The sequence below is a fragment of the Streptomyces meridianus genome (assembly GCF_023703325.1).
Classification (GTDB): Bacteria; Actinomycetota; Actinomycetes; order Streptomycetales; family Streptomycetaceae; genus Streptomyces; species Streptomyces meridianus.
Map to the genome: position 1 here is coordinate 158,180 of NZ_JAMQGM010000001.1, position 17,530 is coordinate 175,709.

At 73.2% G+C, this 17,530-nt stretch carries 15 protein-coding genes and 2 tRNA genes; 6 read left to right on the forward strand and 11 right to left on the reverse strand.

The genetic code is table 11. The features are described 5' to 3' along the window. Positions 1-43: 43 nt before the first annotated feature. Positions 44-1,882, reverse strand: coding sequence for a putative bifunctional diguanylate cyclase/phosphodiesterase (locus M1E25_RS00700; RefSeq protein WP_251407704.1), 1,839 nt, complete (start codon positions 1,880-1,882; stop codon positions 44-46). Between the two features lie 346 nt (positions 1,883-2,228). Between M1E25_RS00700 and M1E25_RS00705 the strand changes: the two genes are divergently transcribed. Then, positions 2,229-3,470 carry a M6 family metalloprotease domain-containing protein gene (locus M1E25_RS00705; RefSeq protein WP_251407707.1) on the forward strand — a complete coding sequence of 414 codons (1,242 nt, stop codon included), beginning with the start codon at positions 2,229-2,231 and terminating at the stop codon, positions 3,468-3,470. A 120-nt stretch (positions 3,471-3,590) separates the two neighbouring features. Here the strand turns inward: M1E25_RS00705 and M1E25_RS00710 are convergent. From M1E25_RS00710 to M1E25_RS00720, 3 genes are all read right to left on the reverse strand, one after another. After that, positions 3,591-3,664, reverse strand: a tRNA-Lys gene (locus tag M1E25_RS00710). Positions 3,665-3,724: 60 nt separating this feature from the next. Further along, positions 3,725-4,447 carry a bifunctional DNA primase/polymerase gene (locus M1E25_RS00715; RefSeq protein ID WP_251407710.1) on the reverse strand — a complete coding sequence of 241 codons (723 nt, stop codon included), beginning with the start codon at positions 4,445-4,447 and terminating at the stop codon, positions 3,725-3,727. Between the two features lie 188 nt (positions 4,448-4,635). After that, positions 4,636-5,004 carry a DUF8844 domain-containing protein gene (locus tag M1E25_RS00720; protein WP_251407713.1) on the reverse strand — a complete coding sequence of 123 codons (369 nt, stop codon included), beginning with the start codon at positions 5,002-5,004 and terminating at the stop codon, positions 4,636-4,638. Between the two features lie 315 nt (positions 5,005-5,319). Here M1E25_RS00720 and M1E25_RS00725 point away from each other — a divergent pair, with 315 nt between their 5' ends. Beyond that, the gene (locus M1E25_RS00725) at positions 5,320-6,126 is read left to right on the forward strand and encodes an MBL fold metallo-hydrolase (RefSeq protein ID WP_251407716.1); all 807 of its coding nucleotides are present in this window, start codon (positions 5,320-5,322) and stop codon (positions 6,124-6,126) included. A 54-nt stretch (positions 6,127-6,180) separates the two neighbouring features. Here the strand turns inward: M1E25_RS00725 and M1E25_RS00730 are convergent, their stop codons facing one another. From M1E25_RS00730 to M1E25_RS00740, 3 genes are read right to left on the reverse strand one after another with little or no spacing between them, the layout of a single operon-like run. Continuing rightward, on the reverse strand, positions 6,181-7,536 hold the full coding sequence (locus tag M1E25_RS00730) for an AAA domain-containing protein (protein ID WP_251407720.1): 1,356 nt from the start codon (positions 7,534-7,536) through the stop codon (positions 6,181-6,183). Positions 7,537-7,553: 17 nt separating this feature from the next. Continuing rightward, the gene (locus M1E25_RS00735) at positions 7,554-9,128 is read right to left on the reverse strand and encodes a hypothetical protein (RefSeq protein WP_251407723.1); all 1,575 of its coding nucleotides are present in this window, start codon (positions 9,126-9,128) and stop codon (positions 7,554-7,556) included. Beyond that, positions 9,119-10,357 carry a hypothetical protein gene (locus tag M1E25_RS00740; protein ID WP_251407726.1) on the reverse strand — a complete coding sequence of 413 codons (1,239 nt, stop codon included), beginning with the start codon at positions 10,355-10,357 and terminating at the stop codon, positions 9,119-9,121. Before M1E25_RS00740 ends, M1E25_RS00735 begins: the two co-directional genes overlap by 10 nt. 241 nt (positions 10,358-10,598) lie before the next feature. Between M1E25_RS00740 and M1E25_RS00745 the strand changes: the two genes are divergently transcribed. Both M1E25_RS00745 and M1E25_RS00750 read left to right on the forward strand, forming a co-directional pair. Beyond that, complete coding sequence (locus tag M1E25_RS00745; RefSeq protein WP_251407729.1) at positions 10,599-11,198, forward strand: histidine phosphatase family protein; 600 nt, start codon at positions 10,599-10,601, stop codon at positions 11,196-11,198. A gap of 176 nt (positions 11,199-11,374) precedes the next feature. Beyond that, complete coding sequence (locus tag M1E25_RS00750; RefSeq protein WP_251407732.1) at positions 11,375-11,758, forward strand: VOC family protein; 384 nt, start codon at positions 11,375-11,377, stop codon at positions 11,756-11,758. A gap of 176 nt (positions 11,759-11,934) precedes the next feature. Here M1E25_RS00750 and M1E25_RS00755 read toward each other — a convergent pair whose 3' ends face one another. Continuing rightward, positions 11,935-13,326, reverse strand: a complete 1,392-nt coding sequence (locus tag M1E25_RS00755) for an NsdA family TPR-like regulatory protein (protein ID WP_251407734.1) — start codon at positions 13,324-13,326, stop codon at positions 11,935-11,937. Between the two features lie 254 nt (positions 13,327-13,580). Between M1E25_RS00755 and M1E25_RS00760 the strand changes: the two genes are divergently transcribed. Together M1E25_RS00760 and M1E25_RS00765 are read left to right on the forward strand one after the other, a co-directional pair. Continuing rightward, positions 13,581-13,985, forward strand: a complete 405-nt coding sequence (locus tag M1E25_RS00760) for a hypothetical protein (protein ID WP_251407738.1) — start codon at positions 13,581-13,583, stop codon at positions 13,983-13,985. A gap of 31 nt (positions 13,986-14,016) precedes the next feature. Then, a complete protein-coding gene (locus tag M1E25_RS00765) occupies positions 14,017-14,889 on the forward strand; it encodes a spermidine synthase (RefSeq protein ID WP_251407741.1) in 873 nt (290 codons plus the stop codon). 132 nt (positions 14,890-15,021) lie between these two features. On the opposite strand, the gene M1E25_RS00770 is transcribed toward M1E25_RS00765, so the two are convergent. The 3 genes from M1E25_RS00770 to M1E25_RS00780 all read right to left on the reverse strand — a co-directional run bounded on the left by M1E25_RS00770 (position 15,022) and on the right by M1E25_RS00780 (position 17,116). Beyond that, positions 15,022-15,094 (reverse strand) — tRNA-His (locus tag M1E25_RS00770). Positions 15,095-15,245: 151 nt separating this feature from the next. Continuing rightward, a complete protein-coding gene (orn, locus tag M1E25_RS00775) occupies positions 15,246-15,848 on the reverse strand; it encodes an oligoribonuclease (RefSeq protein WP_251407744.1) in 603 nt (200 codons plus the stop codon). 5 nt (positions 15,849-15,853) lie between these two features. Further along, a complete protein-coding gene (locus M1E25_RS00780) occupies positions 15,854-17,116 on the reverse strand; it encodes a GlxA family transcriptional regulator (RefSeq protein ID WP_251407748.1) in 1,263 nt (420 codons plus the stop codon). Positions 17,117-17,530 lie beyond the last annotated feature (414 nt).

Here is a 17,530-nt window from a genome sequence, read left to right on the forward strand (position 1 = left end):
CCCGACCGGGAGCGGTCACCGGCGTCCGGCCGCGGACCAGCCGTCAGGCGCCGGTGAGCAGCGCCGGGATCCGCTCGGGCGGCACCGGCCGGGAGTAGAACCAGCCCTGGCCGGTGTCGCAGCCGATCCGCCGCAGCCGGGTGGCCTGCTCCGCGCTCTCCACGCACTCGGCGGTGACGGTCAGGCCCAGCCGGTGGGCGAGTTCGACCAGAGCCTCGACGATCATCTCGTCGGCCGGGTTGGGATGTTCCGCGGAGCTGAATCCGCGGACGAACGACCCGTCGAGCTTCAGCACCGAGACGGGCAGTCGGCTGAGGTAGGCGAGGTTCGAGTACCCGGTACCGAAGTCGTCGATGGCGATGCCGACGCCCATCTCGCTCAGTGACTGCAGGGCCTGCAGCGGCCGGCCGGCGGAACCCATGACGGCCGACTCGGTCAGCTCGAGCTGGAGCAGCTCGGGCGGCAGCCCGGTGCGCTCCAGGATCGCGGCGACGTCGGCCACCAGATCGGAGTCCCAGACCTGGCGCACGGCCACGTTCACGCTCACCGTGATCGGGGCGTCGGGGCGGTCGAGCTGCCAGCGCCGGGCCTGGCGGCACGCGGTCTCCAGCACCCACCGGCCGAGCTGGACGATCGCCCCGTTCTCCTCGGCCAGGCCGATGAACCGGTTGGGCCCCAGTACTCCGAACTCCGGGTGCTGCCACCGCACCAGGGCCTCGACGCCGCTCACCGTGCCGTCGTCCAGTCCGACGAGCGGCTGGTACTCGAGCAGGAACTCCCCGCGGTCGATCGCCGGGCGCAGCGTGCTCGACAGCGCCTGCCGGGTCACCCGGTGCGCGTTGCGCTCGGGGTCGAACAGCGCCCACCGGCCCTTGCCGTCGGCCTTCGCCCAGTACAGGGTCGTGTCGGCGGCCTGCATCAGCGCCATCGTGCTCGTTCCGGCGGCCGGGCGCTCGACCACTCCGATGCTGGCCGATACCGAGAGCCGCTGGCCGCCCAGATCGAAGGGCTGCTGAAGGACCGCCAGCACCGACGCGGCCAGCTCGCAGAGCTGTTCCGTCCCCTCGGAGTCCTCGACCAGCAGCGCGAACTCGTCGCCGCCGAGCCGCGCCACGAGTGGCGGCGCGTCGGGGTACCCGGCCACCCGCTCCGCACAGTGGGTCAGCCGCTGGGCGACGGCGGCCAGCAGCCGGTCGCCGATCCGGTGCCCCAAGGTGTCGTTGACCGCTTTGAAGCCGTCGAGATCGAGGTAGCACAGGCCGACCCGCCGGCGGTCCTGTCGGGGACCGGCCGATGCGGGGGCACGGCCCGAGGCGGTGTCGAGGGCGGCGGCAAGACGCTCGAAGAAGAGCGTGCGGTTGGGCAGCCGGGTCACCGGGTCGTGCATCTGGAGGTGTCTCAGTCGGGACTGCAGGTTGCGGCGTTCGCTGATGTCGGTCACCGACAGGAGCAGCCGGCGGTCGCCGGGGACGGGGACGGGCGCGACGGTGATCTCCGTCCACACCGAGTGTCCGTCGGGGTGGCAGAGCCGGCGGGTGCAGCGCAGCGGAACGTCCCGGCCCTTGAGCACTTCGCCGAAGGCGTCCCGGGTGTGGCAGTCGTGGCCCAGGCCGACGAGCTCCGAGGCCGGCTCGCAGATGAGCTTCTCCGGTTCGGTGCCGAGCAGGGAGCCGAGTGCGCGGTTGGCGGTGACGACGAGCCCGCGGCGGTCGATGACGGCCATGGCGAGCCGGGAAGCGTTGAAGGCCGCGTGGGTGTCACGGAGATCGGCACCGGGCGAGTCGGACGGCGACGGCGCCGGGTGGCCGGTCGCACCGTCACTCTCGGTGATCAGCTCCAGGGTGGAGCCGACGCTTCCCGGTCCGTCGGGGTGTGCGCTCACCGCTCGCTCCTGCAGGGCACTCGTTCTGATCCGTGGGGCGGAATGGCTGCGACGGTAGGGCCGCCGTGGGGAATCCGTGCTGGAAATGTGCCGATCATAGAGGTTCGTGCGAGGCCCGATCCAGTAAGCCGACGCTGACCCATGGCCTCGGGTGAGCGCCTCGATCTCTTTCCTTGCAGATTTGGGCCGCCTTGCATGAAGGTCGATCAGTTTCGATCGGCTGCGGCGTGTCGGTTACCGACTGTGCAGGATCTTCGTCACCCGAGTGGGTCACCGGAACAGGACACACTCCAATAAACCCGCACAAGGTTGTTGCGATGTTCCGATTCCGCCCCGGGAGGTCGCCGTGCCGCGTCCCCAACGGCCCGAGGAGCCGGCGCTTCCGCGGCTCCGCAGGCCCGCGGCCGTGCTGACGGCCCTCACGGCGGTCATCGCCACGTCCCTCGTCACCGGCCCGGCGTCCGCCCTGCCCGCCGGAGGGCCCTGCGCCCTGACGCGCACCTCCGCCCACCACTCCGAGGGCCTCGACACCTGGAACGGCTCCTACCCCCGGCCGGTGCGCTCCCTCGACGCCGCGATGCTCTTCCTCTCGTTCCCCGATTCCCAGCCCATGGCGGACCCGGGCGAACTGGCCGCCGATCATTTCCCCGTCACCTCGCGCTTCTTCACCCGCGCCTCCTACGGGAAGTTCACCCTCCGGGCGCATCCGGTGCGCCGCTGGGTCGGGATGCCCTCCCCTTCGACGTCCTACGGCATACGGCGCGACTGGGGCGCGGACGAGCGCGCCCGGTACCTCCGCGACGCCGTGGCCGCCGCAGACCGCTGGATCGACTTCGGCAAGTACGACGTCGTCTACCTCGTCGCCGACCCCGACGCGCCCGGCGTCGACTCCGATGCCACCAAGGTCGTCAACTTCAACGAACCGCTGCGCGTCGACGGGACCGCCATCCGTCGGCTCGTCACCGTCTTCGAGCAGCACCCGCCCGACCACAACGTCCTGGCCCACGAGACCGGCCACGTCTTCGACCTCCCCGACCTCTACCACCGTCCGACGGACGGCAAGGGCGACTGGGACACCTACGTCGGCGACTGGGACCTCATGGGCAGCCAGTTCGGGCTGGCCCCGGAGCCGTTCGGCTGGCACAAGTGGAAGCTGGGCTGGCTCGGTCAGCGGCAGGTCCGCTGCGTCCGCGAGCGGGGGGCGAGCGTTCACCGGCTGGACGCCCTCGCCGCGCCGGTGCTGCCCGGCACCACCGGCGGGACCCGGCTGCTCGTCGTCCGCACCGGGCTGACCGGGGCGCTCGCCGTCGAGGCCCGCGGAGCCTACGGGAACGACGCCTCCGTCTGCACCAAGGGCGTTCTCGTCTACCGGGTGAACAGCGACGTCGCCTCCGGAGGCGGCCCCATCCAGGTCCTCGACGGGCACCCCCGCACCGAGGCATGCTGGGACGAGTCGGTGTACCCGCCGCTCGCCGACGCACCGCTCGGCGTGGGGGAGAAGCTGACCGATCCCGACACCGGGGTGGGGGTCGAGGTGGTGGGGACGGACGCCAGCGGACACTGGACGGTCCGGGTCACCCGGCCGTGAACCGCCCCGGCCGGGCGCCGCCACCCCGGCCCCGGCGAGGGCCTGGCCGCAGGAGTTCCGGACATGACGAAGGGCTTCCCTGCTGTGCAGAGAAGCCCTGGTCAACGGTTTCACCGTGAGTACGCCGTCAGGGACTCGAACCCCGGACCCGCTGATTAAGAGTCAGCTGCTCTAACCAACTGAGCTAACGGCGCTTGACGTGGAAGACAGTAGCATCCGCGTCCGGGGGAGCAAAAATCACTGTCGGCGGGCCCTCAGCCGCACGCCGGCTGCCGCGCCCGCCGCGACCCGGGAGCCCGCGTCGCCGCGGATGTCCGGGCCGCCCGCCGGCAGGCCCACAACAGCTCGTCCGCCCCGGGCAGCCAGGGGTGGCGGGTGTCGGGAGCCACCACCCAGCGCGAGGCCGGCGCCGGCTCGGGGTGGATCCGGCCCCCGGGCGGCGACGGCGCGGGCCCCATGGGGCGATCCGAGGCCCCGTCCCGGGCGGACGGCCGCGTGGCGGGGACGGTGACCGCGTCCCCGGCGCCGTGGCACAGAACCGGCGGGACCCCCGTCGGGCCCCGACCCGCACCCGGCCGCGTCGGCGGATCCCCCAGCCACTCCAGGAGCGACGGCAGCCGCTGTGCCGTGCCCGGCGCCGCGAACAGCAGCATCCGCCCGCGGTGCAGTGCCACCGGGCCGGACCCGGGGCCCTCGGCCCAGAGGCGGTCCAGCATCCGGCGGCCGAACACGGCCGGCACGTTCACCACGTCGAACACCCTGCCGCAGGGCAGAACCGCCGGCTCGCCGGGATGCGCGGACCACAGGACCGCCGTGCTCTGCGGACAACTGCTCGCGGAGGCAAGCCATGCCGCTCCGGCCCGCGTGACCAGCGTGGCGGTGTTCCCGGCCCCGCCGTCGAGGACGCTCAGGACGTCGAACCGGTCGAACCGGGCGTGCCGTTCGAGAAATCCGGGATTGCGTTGCCGATCGCTCATGACACGACATGTACCGGGCGAGAGGTGCCGAGTGCCGGGTATTGGCGGAAACCGGGACAGCGGCGGTCATGAGGAGTATCTTCCGCGCGAATATGCCAAGCACGCATGATCGAGTACCGGCGCGCACGGCATGTACCGGAGCCCTACCCGGGCACAACCGCCCCGGTCGGCGCCGATCCGGGCGGGCGTCAGCCCGCGGGCGAGGCGCCGTCCCGCAGCAGTTCCCGACCGAACTCGATCATCCGCGTCGTGTAGTCCTCGCTCCAGTCGGCCTGTTCGGCGATGACCGCCACCGGAAGCCGGTCGAAGCGTTTCGGATCGGCCAGCTGTGCGGCCGCGACCGCCTGGAACTCCGTCGCACGATCGGCAGCTGCCCGGAAGGCCAGCGTCAGCTCCGTGGCCCGGCTCAACAGCTCGCGGGGATCCTCGATCGACTCCAGGTCGAAGAAGTGCTCGGGATCCGCGACGGCCGTCGGCGGCTCGAAGAGCAACTGCGCCGGCCTGATGCGCCGCCCTGCGCCCGCGTGCGGTCGGGGAGCCGAATGCGGCTCGGACATGTACGTGCCTCCCGGCTGATCTCGTGCGGTCGTGCGGGTCGTGCCGTGGTGGAGCCGGCGCGACGTTCTGCGGATGTGCGGCCACCCGGCGGCGTCCGCTCCCGGCCCGTACCCCGGAACCATTGTCCCGCGTCTGGCAAGCCCACCCCACGTGGGGAGACGCCCGCCGGCCCGGTGCCGGCACCCGCAGCCGCCGCCGGGAACCTGCCGCGTCGGCGACCGCCGGGCCCCCTCGGTGGCAGCCCGCCCGGCCATGGACCACGCTGGAGGGGAGGCCGCGGACGGTTGCCCGACCCGGGGGGCCCGGGAGGCGTCATGCCCGTTCATCAGATCCGACCCGACGTGACCGTCCTCAGCGACAGTCTCGAGGTGCCCGGCATCGGACACCTGCCCGTCAACGCCTTCGTCCTGCACGCTGCCCAGCCCGTCGTCGTCGACACCGGACTCGGTCTGCCCGACCGCGACTTCCTCCGCACCCTGGACGAAGCACTGGACCCCGCCGACGTGCGATGGATCTGGCTCACCCACCCCGACCGCGACCACACCGGCGGGATCTTCGACCTGCTGGAGGCTGCGCCGAAGGCCAGGGTCGTGACCACCTTCCTGTCCGTCGGGATCATGTCCTGCGAGCGCCCCCTGCCGATGGACCGGCTGTACCTGCTCAATCCCGGGCAGTCGCTCGACGTCGGCGACCGGACGCTGACGGCTTTCCGGCCGCCGCTCTACGACAACCCCTCGACCATCGGCTTCTTCGATGACCTGTCCGGGGTGTGCTTCAGCTCCGACTGCTTCGGCGGGCCGATGGACAGCGCCGGCCTCGCCGAAGCGCCCGACGTCCGTGAGATCGGCGCCGACGAGCTGCGCACCGCCCAGCTGCTGTGGGCGACCGTGGACAGCCCGTGGGTGCAGAACGTGGACACACGGCACTATCTCGCGACGTTCGGACAGCTGCGGGACCGCGAACCGCCCCTCGTCCTCTCCTCGCACCTGCCGCCGGCCCCCGGGATCACCGGCCGCATGGTGGGGACGCTGGGCTCCGCAGCGGGTACCGCTCCCTTCATCGGCCCCGACCAGCAGGCACTCGAACGGATGCTCGCCGGGTTCGAGCCGGCCGGGGGCTGAGACGTCGCCCGGCAGCCCGGCCCTGCGCGTACGCGGGCGGGGCCGGGGCGTTCCCTACGGCTGCCACGGCACCCGGTGCCGGGACCAGAACTCCCAGGTGGAGAACATCGCCTCCCAGCCGTCCGGGAACTTCACCGTCGCCCCCAGCTGCACAGGTTCCGTCGACGGGTGCTCGTCCAGCAGCTCCGCCACGCCCGCGCGGCAGACCACGATGCAGGCGTGCCGGTGCCGGGAGGCCAGAACGCACAGCCGCCCCGTCTCCAGATGGAACGCCGACGCGTCGGGTCGCCCCGACAGCGGGTGCAGCACCACGGTGACGTCGAACTCCCGGCCCTGGAGCCGGTTGGCGGTGTCCACGGCCACCCCCGGCACCCCGAGCTCCGCCAGGGCGGTCCGCACGGCCGCGGCCTGGTCCCGGTGGGCCGTGCCCACGGCGATCCGGTCGGCCGTCACCGGAACCGGTTCCTCCGACCGCTCGCTCGCCGCCGTGGTACCCCGGTCCAGCAGCCGGCGCACCACGGCGGCGACCGCCCGCACCGCCTCCGGATCCGTACGCGGAGTGTTCCGGGCCGGGAGTTCCAGCAGCCCCCAGCCCGCCTCTGCGGCCTCGTCCAGCACCCGGTCCGGGGCCGAGCCGTCCGACGCGACGGCGAAGGCCAGCCGCCGGTCCCCGGGACCGGTGCCGCTGCGGAACGGCGTGAACGGGTAGAAGGCGTCCGACACCAGCGGAGCCGCCGACGCGGGCAGCCGCCACGACACCGGCAGCCGGTGCTGGGGCAGCTCGGGGTTGTGGGCCAGCAGGGTGCTGACCGCACTCGCCGACGGATCGTGGCTCAGCCCCGCCCACTGCTCCGCACCGACCACGCTGAACGGGTCCAGCTGGCCCGGATCGCCGACGAACAGGGCACGCTCGAACAACCCGGCCACGGCCAGCAGCGCATCCGAACGCATCTGATAGGCCTCGTCGACGATCGCGTGCTGCCACGGCTCCACGTTCGAGACGTACGCCCACTTCGCAGCCGTCGAGATCACCACGTCGAGACCGGCCAGATCGGCGGCCTTGGCCGACGTGCGCACCGACGGGTGGCGGTCCAGCACTGTGTCGTACGGGTTGGCCTCGCTGCTGTGCAGACGGCCCACCGGAAGGTCCGGATCCGCGGTCGCCAGCCGGTCCACCAGATCGTCCACCTGCGCGTTCGTCTGCGCCACGACCATCAACGGCCGCCCCGCCGCGGCCAGTTCGCGCGCCGCGCGGACCACGAGCGTCGACTTGCCCGCGCCCGGAGGGGAGTCGACCACGACACCCCGCTCCGTCCCGTGCAGCGTGCTGTGCAGGATCGCCTCGGTGGCACGGGCCGCAGCGGTGCCCGGGTCGAGCGCCGCGTCCTCCGGCTCGAACGAACCGTTCACTGCCGTCCCTCCCCGGTTCACAGCAGGTCCTCGTCGGTCGGCGGATCGGGTGCGTCGGCCACGAGGGTGCCTTCCGGCGGGGGCCCGCCGTGCGTCCACGGGGTGGCCTCCGGATCGGGCAGCGCCGGCCCGCCGCGCGGAGCGTGCTCGAACAGCGTCCAGCACAGCCGGTCGCCCTCCTCCGGAACCGACCCGGGCTTGGGCTCCTTGCCCTGCCCCATGCCGCCGGTCAGTCGCAGCACGATCCCGTCGGGCTCGTACGCCACGAACTCGGCGGACTGCACCTTGTCGCCGAGCACCCGGAACACCCGGACGCCGTCGTTCACGTGCGGACGGTCGTCGGTGCGCACCGTCACCAACGGCCGCGGCATCGGCCGCCTGCCCTCCGAGCGGGCCATCACCACCTCGGTGACCTCGCCCGCGAACGCCTCCCCGGCCAGCCGTCGGGCGGCCATGACCAGGGGATCGTCCAGGGCCTCCTGTGCCTCGAGCCGGGCCTGCGCCGTCTCCCGCGAGGCCAGCTTCTGGGCCGCGGTCACGGCGTCGTCCCGCTTCGGCTGCGGCGGCTCCCCGGCCCGAACCCGGTCCCGGTGCCCGGTGTACGACCAGCGGTCCCGCTTCCAGCGATCCGCGACATGCCCGCCCTCCGGCAGCTTCCGGAGCAGGTCGACGCCCCGCCACAGCAACTGCCAGGCCGGCTCCAGCTGGGAGGCGACCAGCTCCCGGATGCGCCGCTCCGCATCCCGCCGCTCGACGGCGGACCGGGCTGCGTCGAACCGGGCCATCGCCGGTGCGAGCAGCCTGTTGTCGAACACCGGATCGGTGGCCGGGCCCGAGGGCGGATGCCGCAGCAGCCCGGCCTGCTCTCCGGAGGACGCCGCGTCCGGGAAGCGCTCCAGTTCGACGCGCAGCGCCGCATCCGCGCCCGACTCACCGACGGGCGGGTCGATCCAGGCCAGCAACGCGCCCAGGTGCTGGTCCTCGAGCCCGCTCTGCCCCGTCGCCCAGTGCCGGGCGAGGAGATCGGTCATGGACAGCAGCATCGAGGACCCGGGGACCCGGGCCCGCTCCGCACAGTGCGTCAGCCAGCGGCCCAGCAATGGGACGTGCGGCGGTGCCGGGTAGGGAGCCTGGGGGTCCTGCTCGGCGGTGCGCCGGAACCGCATCGACCGTCCCAACAGCCGCACGAACTCCACGCCGCCCGCGCCCGGCACCAGCAACTGCGGTGCGTCGGCGCAGAGTTCCACCTCGACCGGGACCTTCTTCCCGGTCTCCGGATCGGTCTCCTTGCGTTCCTCCGTCTCGACCCCGTCGGCGTACCCCTCCAGGTACGGGAGCACGGCGTCGGCCAGCCCGGCGAGGAACGCGAAGCGCAGATCACGGTCGCGCGGCTGGGGAACGACGAGCAGCCGCGGCGCGTCCCGGTCGGTGCCGACCAGCGCGCCCAGCGGTGCGCCCGCCTCGCCCGCGGTCGTCAGCGGCACGAGGGCCATCGGCCGTGCGGACAGGTGCCGGTGCCGGACGGTCGCGGCCGGCTGCGCGCGGCCCGCAGCCACGGCCTCCATCCGGGCCAGGGTCGTCATCAGTGACACGGTGTCTCCCCGGCCAGGGCCTCGGCCCGCAGCGCGGCCGCCCGGCGCAGCGACGAGACGGCCGGATCCGTCTCGTCGCCCTGGGTTCCCGCGGCGGCCAGGAGTACGGACTCGACGGTCGTCAGCCCGCCGAGCTCGCCGCGGACCGAGCGCCCCAGGGCCTCCACTGCGCCGCTCCCGCGGGACCGGCTCCGGCAGTGGATGGCCAGCTCGCAGGCCGCCAGGCACTCGGGGGAGTAGCTCGCGCCGACCGACTCCACGGCGTGCACCAGCTCGTCCACGGGACGGGTCGCAGTGCCGTCCGCCGCCGGGCGCAGGTCGAACGTGGTGCCCTCCGGCAGCGAGGCCGCGATCTCCTCGATCCGGGTGAGCCGCGCCAGCTGCCGCCGGGTGACGGCCAGCTGCTTGCGGATGTCGACGGGTTCGCCGGTGGGCAGGTTGGAGAAGTCCCGGGGGCAGACGAGCAGCGCCGTGGGGCGGATGCGGTCGGTGCCGCGGGGAGCGCCCCTGTGCGATGGCTCCGGTCCGTCGATCCGCTCTGCGAGACGGCCCAGGGCCAGCGCGTACACCGCCGCCTGGCGGGCGGCCGCGCCCACCTTCGCCGCGTCCGCCGAACCGTCCACGACCGGGAAGGACTTGATCTCCACCACCGTGCAGTGTCCGTCGGGGCCGACCGCGACCACGTCGGGCTCCAGATGGGCGGGCGCCCCGGCCACGTCGAGCGTGACCATCGGGTGGAACAGCAGCGACCAGCGGTCCGCCGTGAACGCTTCCGTCAGCGCCAACCGGGTACGGGCCGCCCGGGCGGCCTGCCCGGTCGCCGTCAGATCGGGAACGGACACCCCCTCCGGGCCGGGAGCGGCAACGTCCCGGTGCGTCTCGACCAGCAGGCGCACGAGTTCGGCGCCTGCGTCGGCGCCCACCCGGGCCTCGAAGGCGTTGCCCCGGACGAACGCGAACTGCGACTGGCCGAAGGTGGCCGGGGAACCGATGGCCCGGGCGAGCGCGGCCTTGTCGACTCCGGCGCCGTCCAGCAGGGCTCTTCGACGGCAGCCGGGGTTCGCCGCCAGCGCGGCCAGTGCTCGGGCGTCGAGCGGGTACGGCGCCGTCTCCGGGCCGCGCAGCTCTGCGAGCCGCAGCCGCAGCGCCTCCGTCTGCCGTGGCAGGGCCGCTTCCGGAGCCGCTTGCGGAGCGGGCGCCGGGGTCCTGCTGTCGAGGGATGCGTTCATCGGTCGAAGTTTCGCATCCGTCGCCGACAACGCGGGTCCGCCCGGCCGGATCCGGCCGGGCGGGGCGGGCGGTGGCCCCGCTCGGAGCGGCGCCGGAACGCTCGCACGACCGGTGGGGACCGGGCGCCGGACCGCTGCCGTCGGGCAGGGCACCGGGCAGGTGGGCTCAGGACCGATCGGCGATGATGGAACGGGCAGCGATCACCTGCCCGGTTCACGCCCGACCGGTGAAAGGCACGCCATGGCTCCGCGCATCCTGATCGTCCGCCACGGGCAGACGGAATGGTCCCGCTCGGGACGGCACACGGGCCTCACCGACATCCCGCTGCTGGACGAGGGCCGCCGGGGCGCCAAGATCGTCGGGGAACGGCTGCAGCGTCCGCCTTTCGACGGTCTCGAGGACGCCGAGGTCCGCACCAGCCCCCTGGTGCGGGCGGCCGAGACCTGCGAACTGGCCGGGTTCGGCGACCGCGCCGAACCGTGGGACGCGCTCCGGGAGATGGACTACGGCGCCTACGAGGGCCGCACCTCCGACGAGATCCGGGCCGACCGACCGGGCTGGGTGATCTGGCGGGACGGGGTGCCCGAGGGGGAGCCCCTGGAGGGACTCGCCGCCCGCGCCGACCGGATCGTGGAGTGGGCCCGCTCCGCCGACCGGGACGTCCTGGTCTTCGCCCACGGCCACATCCTGCGGGCGCTCGGCGCCCGTTGGCTGGGTGAGGACGTCTCGTTCGGGGCCCGGATCGGGCTGCGCCCCACCTCGCTGTCGGTCCTGGGCTGGGCCTACGGGATGCCCGCGATCGATTTCTGGAACGACAGCAGTCATCTGACGGCACGTTAGGCAACGCTGGCGAAGGTCCCGCCCGGCCGCCGGCCACGCCCTCCGGGCGGACGGAGCTGCTTGTAACCCCCACCGAGGCCGGCGGCGAAAGTACTGCCGGTGAGCCTGATCCGGGTCCGCGAAGAACGAGGGCAACTCGGTGGCGTTCGGCGTGGAGATCGGGAAGGCTCGCGTGCATGGTCTCGGTATTGCAGAACGTGGCGATCGACTGTGTGGATGCCTATGAGCTGGCCCGGTTCTGGAGCGGCGTGACCGGTTGTCCGCTGCATCCGGAGGACGGGCCGGGCGACCCGGAGACTCAGGTGCTGCCGGCGGAGGGTCCGGTGCTGCACTTCAACCAGGTGCCCGAGGCGAAGACGATCAAGAACCGGATCCATCTGTGTGTGCGCCCTGAGACCTCGCGCGACCAGGAGGTGGAACGACTGATGGGCCTCGGTGCCACCTTCGTCGCCGATCACCGGAACCCCGATGGTTCGGGCTGGGCCGTCCTCGCTGATCCCGAAGGCAACGAATTCTGCGTTCTGCGCAGTGAGTCCGACCGGGCCGTCACGAATTCCTGACGCTCACGCGCCGTACCGGCCCGTATGACAACTGGTCGGAGCCACTCGTCGGCGGCCGCGCCGAGGACGGCCGCCTCGTAGCGGACGGCCGGCTCGTCGTACCGGGGCGGCCACTGCCCGGTGCCTCTCGAGGCGATCGACGCCGCAGGGGACTGTGTGGCTCCCGGCGGGAGACCTCAGGCGGCCGCCGCGCCTGCGGTGCGGCGGTCGAGGAAAGCGGCGACCGCCGGAACCCGGCGGGTGGGGGCGAGCACCCCGGCGGTCGTGTCGAGCATGCCGCGGATCCGGGCCGAGCGAACCCCGTCGAGCAGGTCGAGCACCCGGTCGCCCGCCTCCGCCGCCTCCTCCACCGCCCCCTGGCGCGCCAGATCGCCAGCCAACTCCGCGGTGAACAGGGCGGTGTTCCGGACGAAGTGCGGGTCCTGCAGTTCGGCCGCCCGCCGTGCGTGGTGGGCCGCGCGCTCCCAGTGGCCGAGCGCCGACCAGCACTGCGCCTCCAGTCCCTCCAGCTCGGCCTCGCCGTAGAAGCTCATCCATTCCGGGTCGGCGTCCGCGGGCCCGCGTGCGTACAGCGTCTGGGCGCGCAGCAGAGCGGTCTCGCAGCCGGAGCGGTCCCCCATGGCCGCCCAGCCTCCCGCCTCCCGCATGGCAAGCAGGGACAGCAGCCGTGACGACGACAGCTGTCCGGCGGCCACCTGTGCGGCCTGCGCAGCGCGCACCGCCTCGCGGGGGCGCCCGGCGTCCCGTGCCAGGAAGGCCGTGTTGCAGAACGCATGCGCCTCCAGGCCCGCATCGCCCGCCATCCGGGCCGTGGCCAGAGCCTCCGCGTAGTGCGAGCGGGCGTCGTCGAAACGCCCCGAATCGTGCGCCAGCCAGCCCACGGAGATGGCGAGTTCGCCCGTCCCGGCGTGCAGCCGGTCCGAAGTGCTGCGGCGTTGCGCCCCGGCGTCCAGCAACGCGTAGGCGGCGCGCAGCGGTTGGACCGCCTGACGGTAGAGGCCGTCCGCGCCGTGCCGGTCGTCGAGCAGCCGGATGCTGCGCACCGCCTCCTCGACCGCGGCCGCTTCGGCGGCGCCCACCGGGCGGCTCGAACGGATGGAACCCGGCGGCAGGGCGGGGCCGCTGCCCAGCGTGGCGGCTGTCGCGGCGCCGCCGGCCATGAACACGCGACGCAGCACGTCGCTCTCCTCGTACGTGTCGGCGGATCGGTGGTCCTGGGGCTCCGGCAGGGTCCCCGGGGTCTCCTGGGGGCCCGTGCAGCTCCGGGACGCCCGCCCGCGGACCTGCGCGCGCGGGGCGAAGCCGAGATCCGACAGGGAGCGGCCCGGGAACATGTGGCGGAACACGCGCTCGTAGGCGTAGTTGGGGCAGCGGATCTCGCCGGACTCGACCCGCCCGATGTACCGGGCGTCGCAGGAGACCCGTTCTCCGATGTCCCGGGCCGCACGGCGCACCGAAGCTGCGAACTCGCCCGGCGACAGCCGCCCGCGCAGCCGCCGGAAAGCGGTGTTCGGCCGGGGGGCCGGACGCGCTGTGCTGTTCCGTTCGGATGCCGGTGACGACGCCATGGCCCAGCCCTCTCCCTGGCGGTGTTCGTGCGGCGCCCCATGGCGGTGACAGGGCGCCGACCCGTGGCAGACCGTACCGTCTGTCAACGCTCAACCACCCACCGTTCGCCCGCAAACCAGGACATCTCATCCATGATCTGCCATGAAGTGCCATCCTTTGAGGCGGTGAACCGCCGTAGCCGTTGACGTCCTGAGCCGTTGAACTCTGCGGAGCAAGCTGATTCGCTCCCCTCTCCTCGGAAAGGGGCCCCTCGATGGAGGTCGGCGTGGACACCAGCATCGGCTCGCGGGACCTGGTCACCGTGCCGGCACGTCAGGGACTCGAGGCCGTGGACATCCTGCTCCGTGGCCGCTGCGCCGTGACACCGGCGGCAGCCGGCGGCGGCCTGGGCCCCGTCCTGCACGACGGCACCTGCGCCACCCTCGGCTTCATCGTGCCGCCCGGCACCGCGGAGGGCTGGGACCTGCCGGGGAGCAACTGCATCCGGACTCTCGGTCGCGGCCGCCGCTCCGGCGGCTCCGCCGAGGAGCCCCCGGTGAACGGGACGGGCTGGCTGGTGGCGCCGGGCGAGGCCGAGCCGGTCACCGATCCGACCGCTCTGCGGGCGGCTCTGGGCGAGGCGGCCCGGTTGATCGAAGCCGCCGACGGCTGTCGCTGACCCGGCAGCGCCACCCGGGATACTTGGGGGCATGGCGAAGGGCAGGCAGCGTGAACGAGGGCGTACGCGCGCACCCGCGCCCGTCGCCCGGCCCGTCGACGGGGGCCTCGCCGAACTGGTGCCGGACCGCGAACGGCCCCGGGCGTGGACCCTGTTCATCGACGGCGCCCCGCAGTCCCACGTGGACCTCGACGATCCCCGATACCTCGACTTCGCCTATCAGCGCCGGCTCGGGCACGTCGTCGACCTCGCCGCTCCGCCCGGCCGGCCCGTGCACGCCGTCCATCTCGGCGGCGGCGCCTTCACGCTCGCCCGCTACATCGCCGCGACACGGCCCCGGTCGACCCAGCAGATCGTGGAGGTGGACGGCCCGCTCGTCGAACTGGTCCGCAGTGAACTGCCGCTCGACCGGAACTGGCGCATCCGGGTGCGCGGCGGCGACGCCCGGGAGGGGCTCGCCAGAGTCCCCGACGGGTGGGCCGACCTCGTCATCGCAGACGTCTTCAGCGGGGCCCGTACCCCCGCTCATCTGACCAGCGTCGAGTTCGCCGCCGAGGTGCGGCGCACCCTGCGGGCCGGCGGCTGCTATGCCGCCAACCTCGCGGACGGCCCGCCGCTCGCCCATCTGCGCGCCCAGATCGCCACGGTGCGCAGTGTCTTCGCCGAGGTGTGCCTCGTCGCCGACCCGGCCGTGCTGCGCGGGCGGCGATTCGGCAACGCCGTGCTGATGGCATCGGAGCGGGAGCTCCCGGTGGCCGATCTGACCCGGCGCTGCGCGGGGGACCCGCACGCCGGACGGGTCGAACACGGGAGGTCGCTGGCCGACTTCACGGGCGGGGCGGCGCCCGTCACGGACGCGGACGCGCAGGCGTCCCCCGCGCCGCCGCCGGACACCTTCCGCTGAACGGATCGCCGGCCGCCGCGCCCGGCCGCCCGGCGATGTGCACGCAGGCCGCCGTCGACGATGGGGCCGCAACGGGGGCGGCCCCCGGAACGCCGAGAGCCCCGGTCCGCGGACCGGGGCTCTCGGTGGGAGGGTGAGTAACGGGACTCGAACCCGCGACATCCTGGACCACAACCAGGTGCTCTACCAGCTGAGCTATACCCACCACGACCGGTGCTTTCCGCACCGGCCGATGAAAAGTGTACAGGGTCCGTCGGGGTGCTCGCTCACCGCTTTCCGCGTGCCGCGGGGGGACGGCCGGCGCGGCGGTCGTCCCCCCGCGGCGCCCCGGCGTCGTCCCACAGGCGGCGGGGCCGTCAGCCGGCCGGCAGGACGTGCTTGGCCGCGAGCTTCTTGGCCGTCTGCGAGTCGGGGCCGGGCTGCGGAACGAAGACCGCCTCGCGGTAGTAGCGGAGCTCGGCGATGCTCTCCCGGATGTCGGCGAGGGCCCGGTGATTGCCGTTCTTCTCCGGGCTGTTGAAGTACGCCCGGGGATACCAGCGGCGGGCCAGTTCCTTCACGGAGGACACGTCCACGATCCGGTAGTGGAGGTAACTCTCCAGCTTGGGCATGTCACGCAGGAGGAACCCGCGGTCGGTGCCGACGGAGTTTCCGCACAGCGGCGCCTTGCCGGGCTCCGGAACCTGCTCCCGGATGTAGGCGAGGACCTTCTGCTCGGCCTCCTCCAGGGTCGTGCCGCCCTCCAGCTCGGCGAGCAGCCCGGAGGCGGTGTGCATCTCGCGCACCACGTCGGGCATGGTCTCCAGGGCCCGGTCCGGCGGGCGGACAACGATGTCCACCCCCTCTCCGAGCACGTTCAGCTCGGAGTCGGTGACCAGGGCGGCCACCTCGATGAGCGCGTCGTCGGACAGCGAGAGGCCGGTCATCTCGCAGTCGATCCACACCATGCGATCGTTCATGTGTCTCACCCTACGGGGCGGTCGCGCTGACCGGGTACGGCCGGGCGTGCGGGTACGCGCCCGCCCGGGTGCTCGGGACGGCCCGGGGCGTAGTGGTCCGGTTCCGGCTTGCCCGGTTCGGCGCCGGAGCCGCCGCCGACGGCACGGCGGCCCGGGCCGGTCCCGGGCTGCTGTTCCACGGCCCGTTGCTCGGGAAGACGGTAGTCGCCGGCCTCTGCCCGGTCCGTGCGGTCCTGCACCGGCCCCTGCGGCCGGCGTGCCCGGTAGGCGGCCCGGTAGGCCGCGGGTGAGGAGCCGAGCTGGCGGCGGAAGTGGCCGCGCAGCGCGACGGGCGAGCGGAATCCGCAGCGTCCCGCGACCTCGTCGACCGAGTAGTCGGAGGTTTCGAGCAGCCGCTGGGCCTGGAGAACGCGCTGGGTGATCAGCCACTGCAGGGGGGCGCTGCCGGTGAGGGAGCGGAAGCGGCGGTCGAAAGTCCGGCGGCTCATGTAGGCGCGTGCGGCGAGGGCCTCCACGTCGAACTGTTCGTGCAGGTGTTCGAGGGCCCAGGCGACTACCTCCGCGAGCGGGTCCGCACCGATCTCCTCGGGTAAAGACCGGTCGAGGTGGCGCTCCTGGCCGCCGCCGCTGCTGCGGCGCGGCGGCACGACGAGACGCCGGGCGAGGGCTCCTGCGGCCTCCGGGCCGTGGTCGGAACGCACGATGTGCAGGCAGAGGTCGATGCCGGCGGCGGTGCCGGCGGAGGTCAGCACGTCCCCGTCGTCCACGAACAGTTCCCGTGGGTCGACGTGGACGGACGGGTAGCGCTTGGCGAGCGTCGGCGCGTACATCCAGTGGGTGGTGGCGGGACGGCCGTCGAGCAGTCCGGCCGCGGCCAGGACGAAGGCGCCGGTGCACAGTCCGACGATGCGGGCGCCCTCCTCGTGTGCGCGGCGCAGTGCGCCGAGAACTGCGGGCGGGGGCGGGGAGGTGATCGACCGCCAGGCCGGAACCACCACGGTCCCGGCCCGTGCCAGCGCCTCGAGCCCGTAGGGCGCGCTCAGTTCGAGTCCGCCGGTGGTGCGCAGGGGGGCGTCCTCGCCGGCGCAGACCAGGAGCCGGTAGCGGGGGACTCCGGCGTCCTGACGGTCTATTCCGAACACGGAGAGCGGGATGGAACTCTCGAATATGGGCCCGCCGCTGAAGAGCAGCACTGCGACGATCTCCCGGCGGCGGCGCCCGGAAAGTTTCCGGGCGGCCTCCGGTACGGTCGCGGTGTCCTGGCTCATGGGACTAAGCCCCCCTCGGTGGTCGCGGCTCCTCGGCAGCTTTGTTCCTGCACGTTTCCCCTCGTCCTGGCACAAGTTCCCCCGGGTGTGTACGGCCAAGATCGAATCTACTGTGTCGCATGTGGTCGGCGTGGCAAGTTCACCACCCGCCGCTATGTCGACAAGACAACTTGGCGTGAAGCATTCGATCACGAAGCGTCGCACTCGGGGGCCCTGCTGGGAAGTACGCCTACCGTCACTGCCCAATCGCCGTAGGGGGCATGCCCCGCGCGCGATCTCTTTCGGCGCCGGGCAACCGCAGGCCCGTGCCCCGGGGGGCGCTGCGGGATGCAACCGTGCCTCAACTGCGAGAAGTTGGCCGAAAGACTTCGGTGCCGGCGCGGAATCAGCCCCGCGATGCCGGCCGGTGCCTGC